Source organism: Neisseria sp. LACPHL-SPEC-2024-00856, from assembly GCF_047915665.1.
GTDB classification, from domain to species: domain Bacteria; phylum Pseudomonadota; class Gammaproteobacteria; order Burkholderiales; family Neisseriaceae; genus Neisseria; species Neisseria polysaccharea.
In genome coordinates, this window is the sequence record NZ_JBLRPR010000003.1 from 112,426 (window position 1) to 136,369 (window position 23,944).

At 52.3% G+C, this 23,944-nt stretch carries 24 protein-coding genes; 4 read left to right on the forward strand and 20 right to left on the reverse strand.

Features of this window, described 5'->3' with window-relative positions:
• Positions 1–93: 93 nt before the first annotated feature.
• The 13 genes from ACNAU7_RS04310 to ACNAU7_RS04370 form a co-directional block, all read right to left on the reverse strand.
• Positions 94–567 (reverse strand): copper chaperone PCu(A)C, encoded by a 474-nt coding sequence (locus tag ACNAU7_RS04310; protein ID WP_013448693.1) that lies wholly within the window; start codon positions 565–567, stop codon positions 94–96.
• 136 nt (positions 568–703) lie between these two features.
• Entirely contained in the window at positions 704–1,087 is a 384-nt protein-coding gene (locus tag ACNAU7_RS04315; protein ID WP_010981233.1) for a diacylglycerol kinase, read from the reverse strand.
• Between the two features lie 161 nt (positions 1,088–1,248).
• Positions 1,249–2,205: a glutathione synthase gene (gshB, locus tag ACNAU7_RS04320; RefSeq protein WP_013448692.1), complete on the reverse strand. Its 957-nt coding sequence runs from the start codon at positions 2,203–2,205 to the stop codon at positions 1,249–1,251.
• A 92-nt stretch (positions 2,206–2,297) separates the two neighbouring features.
• Positions 2,298–3,986, reverse strand: coding sequence for a glutamine--tRNA ligase/YqeY domain fusion protein (locus tag ACNAU7_RS04325; protein WP_416301077.1), 1,689 nt, complete (start codon positions 3,984–3,986; stop codon positions 2,298–2,300).
• 111 nt (positions 3,987–4,097) lie between these two features.
• On the reverse strand, positions 4,098–4,871 hold the full coding sequence (locus ACNAU7_RS04330) for a DeoR/GlpR family DNA-binding transcription regulator (RefSeq protein ID WP_304667866.1): 774 nt from the start codon (positions 4,869–4,871) through the stop codon (positions 4,098–4,100).
• Positions 4,872–4,913: 42 nt separating this feature from the next.
• Positions 4,914–5,816, reverse strand: coding sequence for a lysine exporter LysO family protein (locus ACNAU7_RS04335; protein ID WP_416300962.1), 903 nt, complete (start codon positions 5,814–5,816; stop codon positions 4,914–4,916).
• A 154-nt stretch (positions 5,817–5,970) separates the two neighbouring features.
• The gene (locus tag ACNAU7_RS04340; RefSeq protein ID WP_002256785.1) at positions 5,971–6,687 is read right to left on the reverse strand and encodes a GntR family transcriptional regulator; all 717 of its coding nucleotides are present in this window, start codon (positions 6,685–6,687) and stop codon (positions 5,971–5,973) included.
• A gap of 561 nt (positions 6,688–7,248) precedes the next feature.
• On the reverse strand, positions 7,249–7,671 hold the full coding sequence (locus ACNAU7_RS04345) for an OsmC family protein (RefSeq protein ID WP_416300965.1): 423 nt from the start codon (positions 7,669–7,671) through the stop codon (positions 7,249–7,251).
• A 117-nt stretch (positions 7,672–7,788) separates the two neighbouring features.
• A complete protein-coding gene (locus ACNAU7_RS04350; RefSeq protein WP_003754463.1) occupies positions 7,789–8,460 on the reverse strand; it encodes a DUF3108 domain-containing protein in 672 nt (223 codons plus the stop codon).
• Positions 8,461–8,475: 15 nt separating this feature from the next.
• Positions 8,476–9,102, reverse strand: a complete 627-nt coding sequence (gene purN / locus ACNAU7_RS04355) for a phosphoribosylglycinamide formyltransferase (RefSeq protein ID WP_416301079.1) — start codon at positions 9,100–9,102, stop codon at positions 8,476–8,478.
• Positions 9,103–9,208: 106 nt separating this feature from the next.
• Complete coding sequence (locus tag ACNAU7_RS04360; protein WP_416300967.1) at positions 9,209–10,027, reverse strand: FKBP-type peptidyl-prolyl cis-trans isomerase; 819 nt, start codon at positions 10,025–10,027, stop codon at positions 9,209–9,211.
• A 259-nt stretch (positions 10,028–10,286) separates the two neighbouring features.
• Positions 10,287–10,727, reverse strand: a complete 441-nt coding sequence (locus ACNAU7_RS04365; protein WP_416300969.1) for a DNA polymerase III subunit chi — start codon at positions 10,725–10,727, stop codon at positions 10,287–10,289.
• A 62-nt stretch (positions 10,728–10,789) separates the two neighbouring features.
• On the reverse strand, positions 10,790–12,196 hold the full coding sequence (locus tag ACNAU7_RS04370; protein WP_416300971.1) for a leucyl aminopeptidase: 1,407 nt from the start codon (positions 12,194–12,196) through the stop codon (positions 10,790–10,792).
• A gap of 158 nt (positions 12,197–12,354) precedes the next feature.
• Here ACNAU7_RS04370 and lptF point away from each other — a divergent pair, with 158 nt between their 5' ends.
• The 4 genes from lptF (at position 12,355) to ACNAU7_RS04390 (ending at position 18,469) form a co-directional block, all read left to right on the forward strand.
• On the forward strand, positions 12,355–13,470 hold the full coding sequence (lptF, locus tag ACNAU7_RS04375; RefSeq protein ID WP_416300973.1) for an LPS export ABC transporter permease LptF: 1,116 nt from the start codon (positions 12,355–12,357) through the stop codon (positions 13,468–13,470).
• The gene (gene lptG, locus ACNAU7_RS04380; RefSeq protein WP_416300975.1) at positions 13,467–14,537 is read left to right on the forward strand and encodes an LPS export ABC transporter permease LptG; all 1,071 of its coding nucleotides are present in this window, start codon (positions 13,467–13,469) and stop codon (positions 14,535–14,537) included. Before lptF ends, lptG begins: the two co-directional genes overlap by 4 nt.
• Positions 14,538–14,746: 209 nt before the next feature.
• Positions 14,747–17,332, forward strand: coding sequence for a bifunctional aconitate hydratase 2/2-methylisocitrate dehydratase (gene acnB / locus ACNAU7_RS04385; protein ID WP_349272308.1), 2,586 nt, complete (start codon positions 14,747–14,749; stop codon positions 17,330–17,332).
• A gap of 141 nt (positions 17,333–17,473) precedes the next feature.
• Positions 17,474–18,469: an ornithine carbamoyltransferase gene (locus tag ACNAU7_RS04390; protein WP_416300978.1), complete on the forward strand. Its 996-nt coding sequence runs from the start codon at positions 17,474–17,476 to the stop codon at positions 18,467–18,469.
• 117 nt (positions 18,470–18,586) lie between these two features.
• Here ACNAU7_RS04390 and ilvC read toward each other — a convergent pair whose 3' ends face one another.
• The 7 genes from ilvC to ACNAU7_RS04425 all read right to left on the reverse strand — a co-directional run bounded on the left by ilvC (position 18,587) and on the right by ACNAU7_RS04425 (position 23,905).
• Positions 18,587–19,600: a ketol-acid reductoisomerase gene (gene ilvC / locus ACNAU7_RS04395; RefSeq protein ID WP_002226185.1), complete on the reverse strand. Its 1,014-nt coding sequence runs from the start codon at positions 19,598–19,600 to the stop codon at positions 18,587–18,589.
• 79 nt (positions 19,601–19,679) lie between these two features.
• Entirely contained in the window at positions 19,680–19,973 is a 294-nt protein-coding gene (locus ACNAU7_RS04400; RefSeq protein WP_002230746.1) for a putative quinol monooxygenase, read from the reverse strand.
• A 66-nt stretch (positions 19,974–20,039) separates the two neighbouring features.
• Complete coding sequence (ilvN, locus tag ACNAU7_RS04405) at positions 20,040–20,531, reverse strand: acetolactate synthase small subunit (RefSeq protein ID WP_002212817.1); 492 nt, start codon at positions 20,529–20,531, stop codon at positions 20,040–20,042.
• 10 nt (positions 20,532–20,541) lie between these two features.
• Positions 20,542–22,269, reverse strand: coding sequence for a biosynthetic-type acetolactate synthase large subunit (gene ilvB, locus ACNAU7_RS04410; protein WP_308027629.1), 1,728 nt, complete (start codon positions 22,267–22,269; stop codon positions 20,542–20,544).
• Positions 22,270–23,123: 854 nt separating this feature from the next.
• A complete protein-coding gene (locus tag ACNAU7_RS04415) occupies positions 23,124–23,381 on the reverse strand; it encodes a hypothetical protein (protein WP_416301089.1) in 258 nt (85 codons plus the stop codon).
• Positions 23,324–23,617 (reverse strand): HigA family addiction module antitoxin, encoded by a 294-nt coding sequence (locus ACNAU7_RS04420; protein ID WP_416300993.1) that lies wholly within the window; start codon positions 23,615–23,617, stop codon positions 23,324–23,326. Before ACNAU7_RS04420 ends, ACNAU7_RS04415 begins: the two co-directional genes overlap by 58 nt.
• A 9-nt stretch (positions 23,618–23,626) precedes the next feature.
• Positions 23,627–23,905: a type II toxin-antitoxin system RelE/ParE family toxin gene (locus tag ACNAU7_RS04425; protein WP_003754423.1), complete on the reverse strand. Its 279-nt coding sequence runs from the start codon at positions 23,903–23,905 to the stop codon at positions 23,627–23,629.
• Positions 23,906–23,944: the final 39 nt, after the last annotated feature.

The window sequence follows — 23,944 nt, forward strand, 5'->3', positions numbered from 1 at the left end:
AAGGCAGATTTTAACACATTTTAAAGGCGGGCATAAAAATGCCGTCTGAAAGCCCGGGCTTTTTCAGACGGCATTTCAAATATTTTCAGCAGATTAGTGCTGATGCGCTTCGCCGTGGTAATGACCGTGGTCCATTGCCGGCATCGGCGCGGTTTTGACTTCCAGTTGGACGGTTTGCGCTTTGGCGTTTTTAAATTTCAGGGTAACGGGAATTTTATCGCCCTCTTTTAATTGTTTTTTCAAACCCATAAACATCACGTGATAGCTGCCGGGTTTGAGTTCGGTAACGGATTTCGCCTCCAAAGGCACGCCGCCTTCGACTTCGCGCATCCGCATCACGCCGTTATCATTGATATGGGTATGCACTTCGACGCGGTCGGCAACAGGGCTGCTTCCGCCGAGCAAAAAGTCTTGTTTGGCTTCGTCGTTGTGGATTTTCATGAACGCGCCGCCCATTTTCATACCTTCGACGGTAGTGCGCGCCCAGCCGTCCTCAACGTGGATTCCGGCGGCGGAAACCGCGCCTGCCAAACCTGCCATCATCACGGCTGCCAATAGTTTTTTCATCTTTCTACTCCTTAAATGTCAAACGAGGATGCGCTCATCTTACAAACAAATACCGTTCGGAAATTTGATATAGATTAAGCGAATAATAAATACTACATACTAATCCTAAAGGATTAAAAATCCTGCTGCAAGCATTTTACCCGAACAGGGCGGACAGCCAAACCGCCGCCAACATCAGCATCGCGAACAATTGTGCGGCAGAACCTGCGTCTTTGGCGCGTTTGGCCAGCTCGTGTTTTTCGGTCGAAGTATGATCGACGGCGGCTTCGACGGCGGTGTTGAACAGTTCGACAATGACCGACACAAAAGACGCGATAATCAACGGCAGGCGGAGGGACTTTTCGGAAACCCAAAAAAATGCCGCGCACACCAGCAGCGCGTTCAGCCACAAAACCTGACGGAATGCCGCTTCGTAACGGTAGGCGGCGGCGATGCCGTCTATCGAATAGCCGAATGCGTTAATAACGCGCCTGATGCCGCCTTTTCCTTTTTTTTCTGCCGCGTAGGAGGAAGGTTCCATCGGTATCCTTTCAAAATGTCCTCAATATATGCCGCCTGAAAACGGGGCGGCGGGGTGTCCGTACGGTATTAAGCGCATCCCTGCCGGCTGAGGGAAAACCCTGCCTGCCCGAACAAACCAGGCGGTTGTGAAGCAAAAGCCTTTCAGACGGCATCGCGTTTTTAATGTACCGACCACGCAGCAACGGCATCGGCAAACATTGCCGCCACATCGAAACCTTTTTGTTTCATAATTTCTTGGAATCCGGTCGGGCTGGTTACGTTGACTTCGGTCAGGTTGCTGCCGATAACGTCCAAACCGGCCAGCAGGATGCCGCGCCGTTTGAGTTCGGGGGCGAGCGTTTCGGCAATTTCGCGGTCGCGTCCGCCCAATTCCTGCGCCACGCCGCGCCCGCCTGCCGCCAGATTGCCGCGTGTTTCGCCGTTTTGCGGAATACGCGCCAAAGCATAAGGGACGACTTCGCCGCCGATAATCAGGATGCGTTTGTCACCGTGGACGATTTCGGGAATGTAGCGTTGCGCCATAATGGTGCGGGAATCAAGCCGCATCAGGGTTTCGAGGATGCTGCCGATGTTGGGGTCTTTTTCGGTCAGGCGGAAAATACCCATACCGCCCATACCGTCCAGCGGTTTGATGATGATGTCGCCGTGTTCTTTCAAAAATGCGCGGACATCGGCGGAACGGGTCGTTACCAGCGTGGGCGCGGTAAACCGGCTGAAATTCAAAATCGCCAGTTTTTCATTAAAGTCGCGCATCGCCTGTCCGCTGTTAAAAACCTTCGCGCCCTGCTGTTCCGCCAGCGTCAGTAATTGGGTGGCGTAGAGGTATTGCATATCGAACGGCGGATCGGTACGCATAATCACGGCATCAAATGCTTCCAATGCCGTCTGAACTTTGTCGGCGGCGGCAAACCAGTTTTTGTCGTGGTCGTCTTGTGCGCCGAGAAACTCAAAAGCAGACGCATCAGCAACCACCAGACCGTTTTTAACCGACAATCCGCTGCTCAAGGTATGAAACAGCCGCCAGCCGCGTTTTGCCATTTCGCGCATCATCGCGTAGGTGGTGTCTTTATAGGTTTTGAAACTTGCCATCGGGTCGGCGATAAAGAGGACTTTCATCATATTTCCTTTCCAGTGTGCCGAATGTGCCGCATTTCGCGGGTAAAGGAGAAATGCCGTCCGAACAATATTCAGACGGCAAGGATGGGGTTTTACTTAGGCTGCCAAGAATCTTTCAGCGTGACCGTGCGGTTAAACACCGGCGTGTCTTTGCCGTGGTCTTTGCGGTCGGTTACGAAGTAGCCGATGCGCTCGAACTGCCAACGGCTTTCTGCCGGCAAATCTTTTGCGGCAGGTTCGGCGTAGGCGGTGATTTCCTTGACGGATTCCGGATTAAGGAAATCGGTAAACGGCAGGTATTCGCCGTCTTCTCCGCGCACGGCATCCGGACGCTCGACGGTAAAGAGGCGGTCGTACAGGCGGACTTTGATTTCGGCAGCATGTTTGGCGGACACCCAATGAATCACGCCTTTGACTTTTCTGCCTTCGGGATTTTTGCCCAAGGTATCGTGGTCGATGCTGCATTTGAGTTCGACCACATTGCCTGCCTCGTCTTTGACGACTTCATCGCACTTGATGACATAGCCGTGGCGCAAACGCACTTCGCCGCCGGGAATCAGGCGTTTGAAGCCTTTGGGCGGATTTTCGGCAAAGTCGTCGGCTTCGATGTAGATGGTTTGGGACACGGGGATTTCGCGCTCGCCCATTTCCTCGTGGTTCGGATGGAACGCGGCACGGCGGCTTTGGGTTTTACCGGCTTCAAAGTTGGTCAGCGTCACCTTGAGCGGATTCAAAACCGCCATCAGGCGCGGCGCGGAGTTTTCCAGCTCTTCGCGAATCGCACCTTCCAACACGCTCATGTCGACGATGTTTTCAGATTTGGAAATACCGGCGCGTTTGGCAAACAGGCGCAGGCCTTCGGGCGTGTAGCCGCGACGGCGCATACCGGAAATGGTCGGCATACGCGGGTCGTCCCAGCCGGAAACGTGGCCGTCTGAAACCAGTTGGTTCAGCTTGCGTTTGGACGTGATGGAATACAGAAGCTCCAAACGGGAAAACTCGTATTGGCGCGGACGCGTGGCGTGCGGCGCGGGGATGTTGTCCAACACCCAGTCGTACAACGGACGGTGGGCTTCAAATTCGAGCGTACACAAGGAATGCGTGATGCCTTCGATGGCATCGGAAATGCAATGCGTGTAGTCGTACATCGGGTAGATGCACCATTTGTCGCCGGTGTTGTGGTGATGGGCGCGGCGGATGCGGTAGATGACGGGGTCGCGCATATTGATGTTGCCTGCCGCCATGTCGATTTTCAGGCGCAGGGTTTTGCTGCCGTCGGGAAACTCGCCGTTTTTCATGCGTGTGAACAGGTCGAGGTTTTCTTCGACGCTGCGGTCGCGGTAAGGGCTGTTTTTGCCCGCTTCGGTCAGCGTACCGCGGTATTCGCGCATTTCTTCGGGCGTCAAATCATCGACATACGCTTTGCCGTCTTTGATTAAACCGACGGCGTAGTCATAAAGCTGGTCGAAATAGTTGGAAGCGAAACGCGGCTCGCCCGCCCAATGAAAACCGAGCCACTCGACATCTTCTTTAATGGCGTTGACGTATTCGTCGTTTTCTTTTTCGGGGTTGGTATCGTCAAAACGCAGGTTGCACAAGCCGTCGTAAATATACGCCAAACCGAAGTTCAGGCAGATGGACTTGGCGTGGCCGATGTGCAGGTAGCCGTTGGGCTCCGGCGGAAAACGGGTTTGGACGGCTTCGTGTTTGCCGCTTTTGAGGTCGTCTTCGATGATGGTGCGGATAAAATGGTTGTCCGCAAATTGGTCTTTATTGAGCATAGTTTTCTTTGAACAGATGGCTTCAGACGGCATTGGGGCGGTTCCTTATGCCGTCTGAAGCGGTTTGATGATGTGTTTATTGTACCCGACTTGCGCGCTTTGACATAGCGTTCAGACGGCATCGGAAACCAAACATTCCACACCTGCCTCTTTCAGCATCTTCTGCATGGCGGTATCGGGCAACCTGTCGGTAAATACTTTGTCAAACGCCGTAATGTCGCCAAGCCGGACCAACGCATTGCTGCGGAATTTGCTATGATCGACACCCAGGAAGCGGACGCGCGCGTTGGCAATCATCGCCTGCATGACGCTGACTTCCTTGTAATCGTAATCCAAAAGCGAACCGTCGCTCTCCACGCCGTGCGTACTCATCACTGCATAATCGACTTTGAACTGGTTGATAAAATCGACGGTTGCCACGCCGGTAATGCCGCCGTCCAAAGGGCGGACGACTCCGGAAGTGATGATGACCGTGTAATCCGTACGTGCCGAAACGATGGAAGCGACGTGGATATTGTTGGTAATCACCCTCAGGCTGCCGCGCCGCCTCACCAGCTCCGATGCCACGGCTTCCATCGTCGTGCCGATACTGACAAACAGCGACGAACCGTCGGGGATGTGTTCCGCAATCAGCCGGGCAATGGCGTTTTTTTCGTTTTGACATTGAATTTGGCGGTTTGAAGGCAGGCTGTCCGGCAGGTTTCCGCCCGAGGACGCGCCGCCGTGATGGCGTTTCAGGCTGCCGCCCTCCTCCAACTCGCGGATGTCGCGGCGTATCGTCTGCGGGGTAACGTCCAATGCGGCGGCAAGCTCGTCCACCGACATAAACTGATGCCGGCGGACAAGGCTTAAAATCTCTCCGTGCCTTTGGATTTTCGGTTTCATCGTTTTCTGCCTCCTTGCATCGGGATGCCGATTTTACCGCGTTCAGCCCAGCGTGGAAAACACCACCATCAGAAATGGGGCGGCGATATTGACCACCACGCCGAAGCTGACCGCTACCGGCACGACTTCCAAACCGCCCGCACCCTGAATCACGGGCAATGTAAAATCCATACTGGTCGCACCGCCAACCCCCACCGCCGCATCGGGAAAACGCTTCATCAGCAGCGGAATAAATGCCAGCGCGAACAGTTCTCGTGCCAAATCGTTCAAAAGCGCGATACTGCCCCATACCGCGCCGTACGCCTCGGTCATCACCAAACCCGAAAGGGAATACCAACCGAAGCCGGAAGCCATCGCCAAACCTTTCGTCCACGACACGCCGTCTGCCGAAACGGCAAACAGCAACCCGCCCGAAAGGGATGAGAGCATAAACCAAACCGACAGCCGGATGCCCCTGCGGTTGACCAAAACCTGCCGCAACGATACGCCGCTACTTTTGAGCTGTACGCCGATGAGGAACACCAGCAGCATCAGGCAGTACATACCCGCGTTTTCAGACGGCAGCCAAATATCGCGCATCAATTTACCGAACACAAAACCGAGTACCACACATCCGAGCTGTCTCACACTGCCCGACACACCGACTGAAACACCCTTGCCTTTTCCCTTTATCCGCCACGGGGATAAGCTCCCCAAAGCCGCCAAGGCAAGCAGGTTCGCCCCTACCGTATAAACAAACAGCCACAGAGCCGTCAACGCCATATCGTCCAACCGCGAACCCAAGTTTTCCACGCGCGACAACGATACGCCGATCAGCAGCAGCACGGCATACACCAAAACCGACAACATCCTGTCCAACACGCCCAGATAAGGTTTGGGAACACGGATAAAAAATCCGGCGAACATCGGTACCAATACCGAAAGCAATGTGATTAGGCTGTTCATCCCCTGTCCTCCTTTATTGCCGCATAATATGTGCGGCTTGAAAATGCCGTCTGAAAATTGCAGATACCCGCATCCATATTTCAGACGGCATCAGGTTCGCCATTAAAAAACCGCCTGAACATCTGATTCAGACAGTTTTCTCTCCATCAGGCATTCAATCTTCCAAAGTCTTTTCCAAGCGTTCCATACAGTTGCCCAAATGGCGGCGCAGGATTTTGACCACGCGGTTGCGCCTGCCTGCCAGCAGCAGGTCGAGGATTTCGCGGTGTTCGGAATGCGTGTGCGTATTGATGGCGTGTTTTTCCTCGCGATGCACGCCCGCCACGGCGACAATCAAGGAAGACCGCGCGCACAGCGTGTTCATAATATCGAACAGCACATCGTTGCCCACCAGGCGCGCCAGTTCGACGTGGAAGGCATTGGACAGGCGGTTCCAGCCGACGCGGTCGCCCCTGCCGGAAGCCTCTTCTTCGCGCCTTATCATCGCATAAAGCGGCTTGAGGCGCGTTTCCAAATCCGGCAGGCCGGCGAGGATGTTCAAAATCATCGTCTCCATTTCGATGCGCGCATTGAACACATCCTGCATTTCTTTCAAATCGGGAACGTGGACGAACGCGCCCCTGTTGGGTTGCAAATCGACAATCTTGTCGTGCGCCAAAAGCGACAGCGCGCCGCGGACGGTGTTGCGCGAACACACCATCTGGCGGCAAAGTTCGGACTCGGTCAGCTTTTTGCCGGGCAGCAGCACCTGATCGGTAATGCCGTCCAAAATCAGGGCGTAAACACGGAACAGCTCCGAATCGTGCCGCTCTTCGAGAATCAGGGAAGACGTGGTCGGCGCATGGATAATGTCGTCGTTTTCAAAGTTCATGATGTTTTCCGTATTTTTACGCTTTCAAATTTCTTAAGATGTTTTAAGGCGGCTGTGTTTCAAATCGTGTCGGGGAAATTAAAGCATTGCACAAATTTATTTTATAGTGGATTAACAAAAATCAGGACAAGGCGACGAAGCCGCAGACAGTACAAATCGTACGGAACCGATTCACTTGGTGCTTCAGCACCTTAGAGAATCGTTCTCTTTGAGCCAAGGCGAGGCAACGCCGTACTGGTTTTTGTTAATCCACTATAATTCAATAAATTAATATATGGCTTAAAATAACGGGATGCCCGCCTTCCGCCCGCCTGCAGAAGCAGTCGGGTATCATTTTAAAACGCGGCATTTAAAATTTGACCGAAAATTGTTGACAATCCGGAATCAAGTCTGCACAATACCCCGACAAGTCCAAGTATTATAAAGGCTGAATAAAGAGGAAACAGCAGGCAGATATATTCGGGAGGTGCAGTCCGAATATATCTGCTTTTTTATGCGCCTCCGGCCGGTCGGCCGCCTTTCCCCTTCAGACGGCATCGGATATTTTCCTCATAATGATGCCTATTTCTCCGCTCCGGCAATTTCAAAACTGTGGGTAATCTTTGCCGCCTTGCCCAACATAATCGAAGCCGAACAGTATTTTTCGGCAGACATCTGCACGGCGCGCCCAATGGCCGATTCTTTCAAATCGTGCCCGAATACTTTGAAATGGATGTGGATTTCGGTAAACACGCGCGGCGCATCGTCTGCCCGTTTCGCCGTAACCGTCGCCCGGCAGTCAGTCACTTTCTGACGCTGTTTTTCGGCAATCATCACCACATCGATGCTCGAACAGCCCGCCACGCCCAACAGCAGCATCTCCATCGGGCTGGGCCCGCGCTTGGCCGCACCTTCTGCCGCCGATCCCTCCATAACGACGCTGTGCCCGCCTTCCGTCGTGCCGACAAAGCACATTCCGTCTATCCATTTTGATGTAACCTGCATGGTGTCATTCCCGAAAATAGCGTTAAAACCGCTTTGCATATGGCGTTATTGTAAACAATTTCAAGCGGCTTATACAGAAATATGGACAAAACGGCAAAAAAACGCCTGAAAACCGATTTACGGTTTGGCGGCCTGGCCGTTGATCTGCACCGATTTGAGTTTCAGCGTATAGGTTTTGCCGTCGTCGGTATAGCCGATTTGTGCCGGAATATTGTTCAGGGACGGTGCGAAGAAATACATTACCGTATCGTCGCCGCGCCGCACCCGATATTTGACGACTTCGGTTTCCACGCCGCCTATGCTGTATTTTCCCGTACCCGCCTTATTCAAACCGCCGACGGAATAAAGTTTTTTGCCGTTGGTGATTTTCAGACCCGGGGGGAGTTTCGCGTCATTTGCCGCCAACTGCCAGGCAAGCGTGAACAAATCCATAGCCTTAAGGCTTTGCTCGGTTTTGCTCTCGCCCGCTTTGCCGTAGGTTACGCTGCCGTCGGCGAATTTGGCTTCCGCATACAGTTTGCCCCTGCGTATGTCTTTATAGTAGGTAGGGTGCAGGGTATTGCCGACAACCGTACCGCCGGACTCGAAACGGATATTGTATAGCGGCACTTTAATCGTCGAAACGATTTTGTAAGCATTGCCGCTGCGTTCAAATGTCATCGTGGCGGGAATGCCGTAGCTGCCGGAATAGTGCAGCACGGCGGATTGGGGCAGCCCTGCCGCATACGCGCACGGCAGGGCGGCGGACAAAATGGCGGCGGAAAATATATTTTTAAAAGTCTTCATCATTTGCTCCCGCCCGGTTTACGCCGTCAGGAAACGGGCGGCATCGGCGTTTTCCGAATTTCTGACGCGGTTTCCCTCGATAATCAGGCGGCCGGCGGCAAAATCGGCAACGGCTTTCGGATAAAGTTTATGCTCGACAGCTAAAACCCGTGCGGCAATATCGTCTGCCGTATCACCATCAAGTATCGGCACAATCCCTTGCGATACAATCGGGCCGCAATCCAGTTCGGCAGTAACGAAATGGATGGTACAGCCTGCAACGCGGCAACCTGCCTCCAAAGCGCGTTCGTGCGTATGAAGTCCGGTAAACGAGGGAAGGATGGACGGGTGAATGTTCATCAGCCTGCCTTCGTAATGGGCGCAAAACTCGGGGGTTAGAATCCGCATAAAACCCGCCAAAACCACCAAGTCGGGTTGATATGCGTCGATTTTTTCCATCATGGCGGTATCGAAGGCAAGTCGGGATGTAAAGTTTTTATGATTCAGGCTGTCGGTCGGGATGCCGCGTTCGGCCGCCCATTGCAACCCCGCCGCCGTTTCGCTGTTGCTCAACACGGCGGCAATACGGACGTTGGGAATGGCGGCATTGACGATTGCCTGCATATTGCTGCCGCGTCCGGAAATCAGGATGACGATGTTTTTCATAATGGTGCGCTTTTGAAAGGGATGCCGTCTGAACCGCTGTTTGGTGGCTTCAGACGGCATTTGCCGTAAAAATGCCCGAAAACCTGTTTCGGGCAAGGGTTCGGACTTAATTTACTTTTTTGATGTCGACTTGAGCCGGCTGTTGGGCAGACGCATTTTCGGGTGCACCAACCTTAACCAGTTTCACATCAAATACCAAAGTGGCGTTCGGACCGATTTTTTCGCCCGCACCCTGTTCGCGGTAGGCAAGGTTGGACGGGATGTAGAACGTGGCTTCTCCGCCTTCTTTCAGGAGTTGGACGCCTTCGGTCCAACCCGGAATCACTTGGCTTAACGGGAAGGTTGCCGGACCGCCGTTGGCTTTGCTGCTGTCGAATACGGTACCGTCAATCAGGCGGCCTTCGTATTCCACGGTAACGATGTCGTCTTTGGTCGGCTGTTTGCCTTCGCCCTGTTTGGTGATTTTGTATTGCAGACCGGAAGCAGTGGTCTTCACGCCGTCTTTGGCGGCATTTTCCTTCAGGAAGGCTTCGCCTTTTTCTTTGTTGGCCTTCGCGTCCGCCTTGTGTTTTTCTACGGCTTTAGCCTGCTGCTCCTGCAGGAATTTCATCATCACTTCCTGAGCCTGCTCTTCGGTCATTTTGATTTCTTTGCCGTCATACACTGCCTGCATGGCTTCGGTAAAGACTTTCAAATCGATTTCCGCGCCCTGTTCCTTCATTTGTTTCAGGGAGCGTCCGATGTCCACGCCCATCGCATAGCTTGCCTGCTGCATCGTGCTGCCGATTGAAGAGGTGTCGCCCTGCGCGGCAGAAGCGGCGGCAGGTTCGGATGCAGATGCGGGAGCAGCTTCTTTTTTGCCGCAGGCGGAAAGTGCCAAAGTGGCGGCAAGGGTCAGTGCGCTGATTTTGAAAATTTTGTTCATAATAGCTCTTCGCTGTTAATAAGGTCGGAAAAACGGGATTATAGCCGAGTTTGAATGTTTCAACACACAGGATGACACATAAAGCGTCAATCTGTGTGTTGCCCTGTTTTGGAAGGAATTGAACCTTCCCAAATAAGGTCTGATTCTACCGCCCCGAAGGACAGATGTCCAAGTGGCGAGGTTCAACCGATAAGGAAATTTTAATCAAATAGAATCAAGCCTGTTTAAATTTTGTAAATGCGACATTTCAGACGGCATTTCATGCCTTGCCCTCCATGCCGTGATGTTCGATGGCAAAACCGCTTCGGCGGTAGGCGGCAAAGCGTTCGCGCGCGTCGGCGAGCTCTTCCAGGCTGTTGCCGACAATTTCCAAAACGCGCGCGGGCAAGACCGGAGCGGTGTTCCAAAAACTGTCGGACAGGTTCAAAACGGTCATGCCTTCGGGAATTCGGGGCAGATTGCCGCCGCAGGCAAGCAGGACGGATGTTTCAGACGGCATGGCTTCTTCCGTTTCCCAAATTTCGTGCGGAATGAAACTCTCGGCTTCGTATTGCCAAAGCATTTTGTCCAATTCCTGAAGCCGCCCGAACGAATCGGACCACACCAGTATCCTGCCGCCGTCCCGAATCGCACGGGCAATCAGGCGACAGGTGAAAATCGGAACTTGGGCAACGTGCGTGTAAAAGGTGGCTTTCGGCATATTGTTTGAACATTTGGTAGGATAATGCCGTCTGAAAGGCTTCAGACGGCATTGTGGCAAAATTAAAGATTCCGCAGATAGTTCAGCAGCAAGGGAACGGGACGGCCAGTCGCACCTTTTTCCGCTCCGGATTTCCACGCCGTACCCGCGATGTCAAGGTGCGCCCACGGGTAGCCTTCGGTGAAGTAAGACAGGAATGTTGCGGCGGTAATCGTGCCCGCGCCGGGCGTGCTGATGTTTGGAATGTCGGCAAAGTTGGATTTGAGTTGGTCTTTGTAGGTCTCAAAGAGCGGCAGTTGCCATGCTTTGTCGTCCACGTTGCGGGAGGCGACCAGCAGGCTGTCGACCAAATCTTGATTGTTGCCCATCACGCCGCTGACATCGTGCCCCAAGGCAACAATACACGCGCCGGTCAGGGTGGCGACGTCGATGACGGCTTTGGGTTTGAACTGTTCGGCGTAAGTGAGCGCGTCGCACAAAATCAGACGGCCTTCGGCATCGGTGTTCAACACTTCGATGGTCAGCCCTTTCATGCTTTTTACGACGTCGCCCGGTTTGTTGGCAGTGCCGGAAGGCATGTTTTCACAAGTGGCGACGATGGCAATCAGGTTGATCGGCAGTTGCAGTTTGACGGCGGCGCAGAAGGTACTGATGACGGTTGCCGCGCCGCACATGTCAAACTTCATTTCGTCCATGTTCAGGCCGGGTTTGAGGGAGATGCCGCCGGTGTCGAAGGTAATGCCTTTGCCGACCAATACCACAGGCGCGGCTTCTTTGTCGGCTGCACCAAAATAGCTCAATTCGACCAAATATGGGGCTTCGACGCTACCTTTGGCGACAGACCAAAATGAACCCATGTTTTCTCTGATGTAGTCTTTTTCAATGATTTTGGCGTGTGCGCCCAGTTTTTCGGCTTCGGCTTTGGCGGTGCGCGCTAAGAATTCGGGCGTGCATTCGTTGGGGGCAGCGTTGCCCAAATCGCGGCAAAGGCTTTGTCCGTAAACCTGTGCTTCGGCGACGCGCAGGACTTCTTTGACAGCGGCTTCGTATGCGGTATGGAACACGGCGGTTTCAAATTTTGCGGGCTTGGCTTCTTTTTTGTAGCGGTCGAAACGGTAGGCGGCATTGCCGAACGCAATCGCAAACGCTTCGGCAACGGAGGCGGCTTGCGCTTCATCGAAGGCGTGAACGTCCACATTGACCGTTTCCTGATTTTGCGCCCATTTGGCGGCTTCGGCTGCGGCTTTGTTCAGCGCGGCACGGTCGGTTTTTTCGAGGCGGACGACGGCAACTGCCTGCAAACCGTTGTCCGTCGGGATTTTGGTGTCGGCGAAATTTTGACCTTCTTCAAGCGAAGACAAAAGGGCAAGGGCGGTTGGGTGGTTTAATTGCGCCTCTTCGGCGCAGACAAATAATTGCGCACCTGCCTGTTGAGCCTGCAAAGTTTCGGCTTTTGTGCTAAATTTCACGTTTATTCTCCTGATTGAGATGGTTGTCGGTTGTTCAGACGGCCTGTTGACCAACCGTCCGAACAGATGAAAATCATTGTACTCCATTTGTGTCATACCGTCTGAAGCCTTATTAATAAATATAGGTTTCCCATAAACCGTATACCACGCTCAATCTTATGATTTACCAAAGAAACTTTATTAAAGAACTCTCTTTTACCGCCGTCGGCATCTTTGTCGTCCTTTTAGCGGTATTGGTCTCCACGCAGGCCATCAACCTGCTCGGCCGCGCAGCCGACGGGCGCGTCGCCATCGATGCCGTGTTGGCATTGGTCGGCTTCTGGGTCATCGGTATGACGCCGCTGTTGCTGGTTTTGACCGCGTTCATCAGCACGCTGACCGTATTGACCCGCTACTGGCGCGACAGCGAGATGTCGGTTTGGCTTTCCTGCGGATTGGCGTTGAAACAGTGGATACGCCCCGTCATGCAGTTTGCCGTGCCGTTTGCCATCCTGATTGCCGTCATGCAGCTTTGGGTGATGCCGTGGGCGGAACTACGCAGCCGCGAATACGCCGAAATCCTGAAGCAGAAGCAGGAATTGTCTTTGGTGGAAGCAGGCGAGTTCAACAGCCTAGGCAAGCGCAACGGCAGGGTTTATTTCGTCGAAACCTTCGACACCGAATCCGGCATCATGAAAAACCTATTCCTGCGCGAACAGGACAAAAACGGCAACGACAACATTATCTTCGCCAAAGAAGGCAATTTCTCGCTGAACGACAACAAGCGCACACTCGACCTGCGCAACGGCTACCGATACAGCGGCACGCCCGGACGCGCCGACTACAACCGCGTTTCTTTCCAACACCTCAGCCTGATTATCAGCACCACGCCCAAACTCATCGACCCCGTTTCCCACCGCCGCACCATCCCGACATCCCAACTTATCGGCAGCAGCAACCCGCAACACCAAGCGGAATTGATGTGGCGCATCTCGCTGACCGTCAGCGTCCTCCTGCTCTGCCTACTCGCCGTGCCGCTTTCCTATTTCAATCCGCGCAGCGGCCATACCTACAATATCCTGATTGCCATTGGTTTGTTTTTGGTCTACCAAAACGGGCTGACCTTCCTGCGCAATGCCGTGGAAGACGGCAAAATCCATTTCTGGCTCGGACTGCTGCCTATGCACATCATCATGTTTGTGATTGCCGTCGTTCTGCTGCGCGTACGCAGTATGCCCAGCCAGCCCTTCTGGCAGGCGGTTGGCAAAAGTCTGACATTGAAAGGCGGAAAATGAACCTGATTTCACGTTACATCATCCGCCAAATGGCGGTTATGGCGGTTTACGCGCTCCTTGCCTTCCTTGCCCTGTACAGCTTTTTCGAGATCATCAACGAAGTCGGCGACTTGGGCAAAGGCAGCTATAACGGCGCAACCATGGCGCAATACGTCCTCATGCAGATGCCCGCGCGTGCCTACGAACTCATGCCCCTCGCCGTCCTCATCGGCGGACTGGTCTCTCTCAGCCAGCTTGCCGCCGGCAGCGAACTGACCGTCATCAAAGCCAGCGGCATGAGCACCAAAAAGCTGCTGTTGATTCTGTCGCAGTTCGGTTTGATTTTCGCCATTGCCACCGTCGCGCTCGGCGAATGGGTTGCCCCCACGCTGAGCCAAAAAGCCGAAAACATCAAAGCCGCCGCCATTAACGGCAAAATCAGCACCGGCAATACCGGCCTTTGGCTCAAAGAAAAAAACAGCATTATCAACGTGCGCGAAATGCTGCCCGACCATACGCTTTTGGGCATCAAAATTTGGGCGCGCAACGATAAAAATGAACTGGCAGAGGCAGTGGAAGCCGATTCCGCCGTTTTGAAAAGCGACGGCAGTTGGCAGTTGAAAAACATCCGCCGCAGCACGCTTGGCGAAGACAAAGTCGAGGTCTCTATTGCGGCTGAAGAAAACTGGCCGATTTCCGTCAAACGCAACCTGATGGACGTATTGCTCGTCAAACCCGACCAAATGTCTGTCGGCGAATTGACCACCTACATCGACCATCTGGAAAAAAATAACCAAAATACCCAAGTCTATGCCATCGCATGGTGGCGCAAGCTGGTGTATCCCGTTGCCGCATGGGTGATGGCGCTTGTTGCCTTCGCCTTTACGCCGCAAACGACGCGCCACGGCAATATGGGCTTGAAACTTTTCGGCGGTATCTGCCTTGGTTTGCTGTTCCACTTTGCTGGCAGGCTCTTCGGGTTTACCAGCCAACTCTACGGCGTCCCGCCCTTCTTCGCCGGCGCACTGCCTACCATAGCCTTCGCCTTGCTCGCTGTTTGGCTGATACGCAAACAGGAAAAACGTTGAACAAATGCCGTCTGAACCTCTCTTCAGACGGCATTTGTTTTCATTGACACATTCCCACAGACAGATAGCCATTCCCTATTACATTACCTGTCATAACAGTTCCATTTTTGTTAAAACTAGTCTATGATAGCGGTGCAAATATTGTTTACAATATTTAACGCAAATCATTTGCAACCCGACAAAAGAAAAACAGAAAAAGGAACAAAGAGATGTTAGAAGCCTATCGTAAAGCCGCCGCCGAGCGCGCTGCCCTTGGTATTCCCGCCCTTCCTCTGACTGCTCAGCAAACCGCCGATTTGGTTGAGCTGCTGAAAAGCCCGCCCGCAGGCGAAGGCGAGTTCTTGGTCGAACTGCTTGCCCACCGCGTACCGCCCGGCGTGGACGATGCCGCCAAAGTTAAAGCCTCATTCCTGGCTGCCGTTGCCGAAGGCAGCGCATCCAGCCCGTTGGTTTCCCCCGAATATGCGACCGAACTCTTAGGTACGATGCTCGGCGGTTACAATATTCACGCCTTAATCGAACTCTTGGACGACGACAAACTCGCGTCCATTGCTGCCAAAGGCTTGAAACATACGCTTCTGATGTTCGATTCCTTCCACGACGTTCAAGAAAAAGCCGAAAAAGGCAACAAATACGCGCAAGAAGTTTTGCAATCTTGGGCAGATGCCGAATGGTTCACCTCCCGTGCCAAAGTTCCCGAAAAAATCACCGTTACCGTCTTCAAAGTTGACGGCGAAACCAATACAGACGACCTCTCTCCCGCGCCCGACGCATGGAGTCGTCCCGATATTCCGTTGCACGCGCTGGCCATGCTGAAAAACCCGCGCGACGGCATCAATCCCGACAAACCGGGCGAAGTCGGCCCGATTAAATTGTTGGAAGAACTCAAAGCCAAAGGCTATCCGGTTGCTTACGTTGGCGACGTGGTCGGTACCGGTTCTTCACGCAAATCCGCGACCAACTCTGTCATTTGGCATACCGGCGAAGACATTCCGTTCGTGCCGAACAAACGCTTCGGCGGCGTGTGCTTGGGCGGCAAAATCGCGCCGATTTTCTTCAACACTCAAGAAGACTCCGGCGCGCTGCCGATTGAAGTCGATGTTTCCGCGCTGAAAATGGGCGATGTCGTCGATATCCTGCCTTATGAAGGCAAAATCGTGAAAAACGGCGAAACCGTTGCCGAATTCAACCTGAAATCACAAGTATTACTGGACGAAGTGCAAGCTGGTGGCCGTATCAACCTAATTATCGGTCGAGGTCTGACCGCCAAAGCGCGTGAAGCCCTGAAACTGCCTGCCTCTACTGCATTCCGCCTGCCACAAGCACCTGCCGAAAGCAAAGCCGGTTTCACCTTGGCACAAAAAATGGTCGGCCGCTCCTGCGGTCTGCCCGAAGGGCAAGGCGTACGCCCCGGAACTTATTGCGAACCGCGCATGACGACTGTCGGCTCGCAAGACACGACCGGTCCGATGACTCGCGACGAGTTGAAAGACTTGGCTTGTTTGGGCTTCTCCGCCGATATGGTGATGCAGTCTTTCTGCCACACCGCCGCCTATCCGAAACCTGTCGATGTAAAAACCCATAAAGAACTGCCCGCCTTTATTTCCACCCGTGGCGGCGTGTCCCTGCGTCCGGGCGATGGTGTAATTCACTCATGGCTCAACCGTCTGCTGTTGCCTGATACAGTCGGTACCGGCGGCGATAGCCACACCCGTTTCCCTATCGGTATTTCTTTCCCTGCCGGCTCCGGCTTGGTTGCTTTCGCAGCAGCTACCGGCGTAATGCCGCTCGATATGCCCGAGTCTGTATTGGTACGCTTCAGCGGCAAGCTGCAACCGGGCGTAACCCTGCGCGATTTGGTGAACGCCATTCCGCTGTACGCGATTAAACAAGGTCTGCTGACCGTTGCCAAAGCCGGTAAGAAAAACATCTTCTCCGGCCGCATTCTCGAAATCGAAGGCCTGCCTGATTTGAAAGTGGAACAAGCCTTTGAATTGACCGACGCATCCGCCGAACGCTCCGCCGCCGGCTGTACCGTGAAGCTCAACAAAGAGCCGATTATCGAGTACATGAAATCCAACATTGTGTTGATGAAAAACATGATTGCCAACGGCTATCAAGATCCGCGCACTTTGGAACGTCGTATCAAAGCCATGGAAGCATGGTTGGCAAATCCTGAATTGCTCGAAGCGGATAAAGATGCCGAATACGCCGCCGTGATTGAAATCAACATGGACGACATTAAAGAGCCGATTATTGCCTGCCCGAACGACCCTGACGACGTGTGCTTCATGTCTGAACGTTCCGGCACCAAAATCGACGAAGTGTTCATCGGTTCGTGCATGACCAACATCGGCCACTTCCGCGCTGCTTCCAAACTCTTGGAAGGCAAGAGCGACATCCCCGTCCGCTTGTGGGTAGCACCGCCGACCAAAATGGACGCGAAAGAGTTGTCCGACGAAGGCCACTACGGTGTGCTCGGCCGTGCAGGCGCGCGTATGGAAATGCCGGGTTGCTCATTGTGTATGGGTAACCAAGCCCAAGTACACGAAGGCGCAACCGTCATGTCCACTTCGACCCGCAACTTCCCGAACCGCTTGGGTAAAAACACCTTCGTTTACCTCGGCTCGGCTGAGTTGGCGGCGATTTGCTCCAAACTGGGTAAAATCCCGACCGTTGAAGAATACCAAGCCAACATCGGCATCATCAACGAGCAAGGCGACCAAATCTACCGTTACATGAACTTCAACGAAATCGACAGCTACAACGAAGTAGCCGAAACCGTGAATGTTTGATTCCCGTCATCCGTATGGAGTAAGGGATTGACCGCAATGCCGTCTGAACAACCTTCAGACGGCATTGCAACATTCCGCTAACCCTTCTTTCCGCAAACGCTGCAAATACGGCGTTCACGCCCCCACATAAAGGAAACGACAGTGAACCTGAAAAACCGCCATTTTCTGAAACTTTTAGACTTCACGCCGGAAGAAATCACCGCCTACCTCGACCTTGCCGCCGAATTGAAAGCCGCCAAAAAGGCAGGGTGCGAAGTGCAGCGGATGAAAGGGAAAAACATCGCCCTGATTTTTGAAAAAACATCCACACGCACACGCTGCGCATTTGAAGTCGCCGCACGCGATCAAGGCGCGTGTGCAACCTATCTGGAACCGTCTGCCAGCCAAATCGGGCACAAAGAAAGCATCAAAGACACGGCGCGCGTCTTGGGCAGGATGTACGATGCCATCGAATATCGCGGCTTCGGTCAGGAAATTGTTGAAGAATTGGCAAAATATGCGGGCGTACCCGTGTTCAACGGGCTGACCAACGAGTTCCATCCCACACAAATGCTTGCCGACGCACTGACTATGCGCGAACATAGCAGCAAACCTTTGAACCAAACCGCGTTTGCCTACGTCGGCGACGCGCGTTACAACATGGGCAATTCCCTGCTGATTTTAGGGGCAAAATTGGGGATGGACGTGCGTATCGGAGCACCTCAAAGCCTGTGGCCGTCTGAAGGCATTATCGCCGCCGCACACGCCGCCGCCAAAGAAACTGGAGCAAAAATTACCCTGACCGAAAACGCGCATGAAGCCGTCAACGGTGTCGGTTTCATTCATACCGACGTATGGGTCAGCATGGGCGAGCCGAAAGAAGTCTGGCAGGAACGCATCGATTTGCTGAAAGATTACCGCGTTACGCCCGAACTGATGGCGGCATCGGGCAATCCACAGGTCAAATTCATGCACTGCCTGCCCGCCTTCCACAACCGAGAAACCAAAGTCGGCGAATGGATTTACGAAACCTTCGGACTGAACGGTGTGGAAGTTACAGAAGAAGTATTCGAAAGCCCCGCCAGCATCGTGTTCGATCAGGCGGAAAACCGTATGCACACAATTAAAGCGGTAATGGTCGCGGCTCTGGGCGACTGACAAAACTGTACCTGTTTAAATTCATCCGCAACACAGATGCCGTCTGAACACGATGTTCAGACGGCATCCATATAACAAACTGCCTACACGATGTGTAGGCAGTCCCGTTTGAAACAATCAGTTTTTGTCTTGGTCAACCAATTTGTTGGCAGTAATCCAAGGCATCATGGCACGCAGTTGTGCGCCGACTTTTTCAACTTGGTGGTCGGCATTCAGACGGCGGCGGGCAGTCATGGACGCGTAGTTGACATTACCCTCTTGGATAAACATTTTTGCGTATTCGCCGGTTTGAATGCGTTTCAGGGCATTGCGCATGGCTTCTTTGCTGGAAGCATTGACCACTTCAGGGCCGGTAACGTATTCGCCGTACTCCGCATTGTTGGAAATGGAGTAGTTCATGTTGGCGATACCGCCTTCGAAAATCAGGTCAACGATTAGTTTCATTTCGTGCAGACATTCGAAGTAAGCCATTTCAGGCGCGTAACCGGCTTCGGTCAGGGTTTCAAAACCCGCCTTGATCAACTCGACCACGCCGCCGCACAATACGGCTTGTTCGCCGAACAGATCGGTTTCGGTTTCTTCACGGAAAGTGGTTTCAATCACACCGCCTTTGGTGCCGCCATTGGCAGCCGCATAAGACAGGGCGATGTCTTTGGCTTTGCCGGAATTGTCTTGGTAAACAGCAATCAGAGAAGGCACGCCGCCGCCGCGTTTGTATTCACTGCGTACGGTATGACCCGGGCCTTTGGGGGCAACCATAATCACGTCCAAGTCGGCACGCGGAACGATTTGGTTGTAGTGAACGTTGAAGCCGTGTGCAAATGCCAGCGTTGCGCCTTCTTTCAGATTGGCTGCAACTTCGGCGTGATAGACGGCAGGCATGGTTTCGTCAGGCAGCAGCAGCATAACGACATCGGCTTCTTTGGTCGCTTCAGCAACAGTTTTGACGACATGGCCGGCTGCTTCGGCTTTTTTCCAAGAAGAACCTTGGCGCAGACCAATCACCACGTTTACACCCGAATCTTTCAGGTTGGCAGCATGGGCATGGCCTTGCGAACCGTAACCGATGATGGCAACGGTTTTGCCTTTGATCAGGGACAGATCGGCATCTTTATCGTAATAGACTTGCATTTGATTTCCTTTAAGGTAAATGGTTGTCGAAGCCTTAAAATGTTGAGCGGCTTCGGACGGGTTAAACAGAGTGTGCCGCTTAAGCGGCAACTTCATTCATCAATACGATTTCCAACGCTTCGGTTTTGCCGTCGACGGACTGGACGAAAGCTTGGAAATGCGCGCTGGCGTTATGTTCGTCAATAGCTGCTTGGGATTTCCAATTTTCCACGAAAACAAAACGGTTCGGTTTGCCGATTTCCTGATGGAGATCGTAGCTGATGTTGCCCTCTTCTGCACGGCTGGCTTTGACCAGTTCTTTAAACTGTGCTGCCAGTGTTTCCGTGTATTCCGGTTTGACGGTAACCAGTGCGACAATTTTAATGTTCGACATAAATCTCTCCTGCCGTTCGTTTTTCAGACGGCATTCAAATACCGTGCCGTCTGAAAGGTTACGGCGTTAAATTTTCAAAATACGCTCACCGCGACCGATGCCGGCCGCGCCTGTGCGTACGGTTTCCAAAATTTGGGCGCGTCCGACCGTTTCCAAAAAGGAATCCAGCTTGTCTGTCGAACCGGTAATTTCAATCGTATAGCTGCGGTCGGTTACGTCGATGATGCTGCCCCGGTAGATTTCGGTCAAGCGTAAAAATTCGTCGCGGTCTTTGCCGGCGGCACGGACTTTTACCAACATCAGTTCGCGTTCGACAAAACGGCTTTCGTTCAAATCGACCACTTTAATCACTTCAATCAATTTATTGAGTTGCTTGGTGATTTGTTCGATAACCTGCTCGTCGCCGTGTGTAACGATGGTCATACGGGACAGGGTTTTGTCTTCGGTCGGCGCAACCGCCAAAGAATCGATATTATAATCGCGTGCAGAGAACAAACCGACCACGCGGCTCATCGCACCTGATTCGTTTTCGATCAGAACAGATAAGATATGTCGCATTTGCCTCTCCTTACGCCTTTCCGTCCGCACGCATATGCGGCGGAAGTACCATTTCGTCCAAACCTTTGCCGTTGCCGACCATGGGCATCACATTCTGTTTCTGGTCGGTCAGGAAGTCGATAAACACCAGCCTGTCTTTTTGGTTCAATGCTTCCAACAAGGCACCTTCCACATCAGATTTCTTGTCCACGCGGATGCCGATATGGCCGTATGCCTCGGCAAGTTTGACGAAATCGGGCAAAGAATCGAAATAGGTTTCCGACTCTCGACCGCCGTAATATATTTCCTGCCACTGGCGTACCATACCGAGATAACCGTTGTTCAGTGTAATGACGTTAACCGGAATCCGATATTGGAAACAGGTGGACAGCTCTTGGATGTTCATCTGGATCGAGCCGTCGCCGGTGATACAGAATACGTCTTGATCCGGGGCGGCAAGTTTTGCACCAATCGCATAAGGCAGACCCACGCCCATCGTACCCAAACCGCCGGAGTTGAGCCATTGGCGCGGACGTTCGAAGGGATAATATTGAGCCGCAAACATTTGATGCTGCCCTACATCCGATGTGATGATTGCCGAATTGCCGGTAATCTCGGCAAGCCTCTGAATCACATATTGGGGCTTGATAATTTCGCTGCCGTTGTCAAACCACAAGCAATCGCGGGAACGCCATTCCTCTATGGTTTTCCACCATTTGCCCAAAGCATCTTCAGACGGCACGGACTCTTGTTTTTGCCACAGCGCAACCATCTCGGACAAAACGTTTTTCACGTCGCCGACAATCGGAATGTCCACCTTCACGCGTTTGGCGATGCTGGAAGGATCGACATCGATATGGATAACCTTCTTCGCCTTCTCGAAAAATTTAGACGGTACAGAAACCACACGGTCGTCAAAACGCGCACCTACGGCAAGAACGACATCCGCATTCTGCATGGCAAGGTTTGCCTCGTAAGTACCGTGCATACCGAGCATACCGAGGAATTGGCGGTCGCTGGAAGGATAAGCGCCCAAGCCCATCAGCGTACCCGTGCACGGAGCACCCGTCATTCGGACAAATCGGGTCAGCTCTTCAGAAGCATTACCCAACACCACGCCGCCGCCAAAATAGACGACTGGACGTTTGGCAGATGCCAACATCTGCACGGCCTTTTTAATCTGACCGATATGCCCTTGAACAACCGGTTGATACGAACGGATAAAAATATCTTCCTGAGGATAGCTGAATTTCGCCATCGCCTGCGTAACGTCTTTCGGGACATCAACCACCACAGGCCCCGGTCGGCCGCTTGCGGCAATTTGGAACGCCTTTTTAATGGTTTCCGCCAACTCATTGATATCCGTAACCAGGAAATTATGTTTGACGCACGGACGGGTAATACCCACCGTATCAACTTCTTGGAACGCATCCGTACCAATCAGGGAATTGCCTACCTGTCCGCTGATGACCACCATCGGAATCGAATCCGTATAGGCAGTAGCAATACCGGTCAGCGCATTGGTAACGCCCGGGCCGGATGTAACCAATGCCACGCCCACCTTACCGCTGACGCGCGCATACGCATCTGCCGCGTGTACTGCCGCCTGCTCATGGCGGGTAAGAATGTGTTTGAATTTATTGAGTTGGAACAGGGCATCGTAGATTTCGATAACCGCACCGCCGGGATAACCGAAAACGTACTCGACACCTTCGGCTTTGAGACTCTGCACTATGATTTGTGCGCCTGATAACTGCATAACGACCTCTTTTATACGGTTTCAAACCAATAGGGACAAACCGCTTTGCCACAGCACCTGTAATGCAATTCCACCAAGCAGCGATTTAGGGTACGCGCATGGGAAGAACACGGCAACAGACGGATTATCCAATCAATTGGAAAGAAACACAGAGTTTGTGAAAAAGAGTAGAAACGATAACGCAAACCGACAGTTCAATCAAGAAAAATCTTTCATCTTTTAATATTTTTTGAAGATGGAGAGATTATTGATTGATTTTAAAAAATAAAATCAGGAGTACCTTTTTTGAAAGATGGAAATTGTTGACAGTTTGTGTAGGAAGGGCAGATGTGAAAAACCCTTCTTCGATATCAAGAATTTTAAAATTTACAGGGTTTCATCCCAATAAAGACTCGGGATATTGATTGAACTTGATTTTATTTTTGATATATCAAAAATATTCCCAACCATACTTCCTGAAAATGGCTCATTGCACCGGACTGTATTGGGCGGCATTGACAGAACCAAGAGGGCTAACAACGACTTAAGATATTGATTGTATTTAATCTTATCTATTTCATTAAACAGCAATAGACAAAAAAATAACCGCTCTAAAAGCGGCAGGATCTCTCTCGAAATGAAAGCATATCACACTGATTTAAATATATTTTATTTTTAGGAAAATCAATAATACCGTAAAAAATACCGTAAATTTGTCAAAGTCAAAATTTTTCAGGGGCGGTTTGTGGCATTTCTGCCAAGCTGTGAAATATGGGCACATTGTAACATCGGCAATCATGCGCCGCCGCCCCGTATAAAAAAACAGTATATATATATAAAAATCACTTGTTACCGTTGTTACTCTTGTTACCGCCTCACAACATTATGATTTTAATATTTCTTTTTGCGTTTTGCGGTAACAAGTCGGTAACAACTGTAACAACTCTTTCCCCGTTTTCCGCCTGTTTTTCGGCTTTTCCTGTGCCGTGATAGCCTTTTTCTTTCGTTTTCCTGTTTTCCGATAGCGTAAAAAGCCGCCTTTCGGCGGCGGTGTTGTCGGTATCGGTAAATCCGACTATGCCATATACGGGGCTGGTGTTACGTTTGGCGCGGTTTTCTGCCTTGCCTTCCATAAATCATAATCCGCCTGCTGGTGTAACCATGATTCGGGGCTGGGGCTGTCTACCCCTAACCATGCGTGAAGCCTGATTGCCATTTCGGGGCTGATTCCCGCCTTGCCGTTCAACAGGCGGCTAAGGGTTATTCTTGAAACGCCTAATTGCACGGCTGCTTCGCTTATACTAATTCCAAGCGCGGGCAATATGTCCTCTTTGATGGTTTCCGCCGGGTGTGGTGGGTTGTACATCATGGCTTACTCCTAGTGATAGTCTTGATAATCTACAATTTCGGCGTGTCCTGATTCGATTCTGAATGTAATTCGCCAATTGCCGCTCACTTTCACGCTCCAATGCCCTGACAGATTGCCGCTTAAGGGGTGTAAATTCCAGCCTGCAATGTTCATGTCGTTAGGGGTCGAGGAACTGTCTAAACGTGCAAGTATGCGGCGGATTTTGGCTGAATGTGCCGCCTGTATGCCTGCCTTGCTCCCTGTCTTGTAAAACTGCTCCAAGCCTTTATGTCTGAATGTCAGAATCATGATACAAGCCTATATCTGTTTCCTTTATTGTATCTCTAC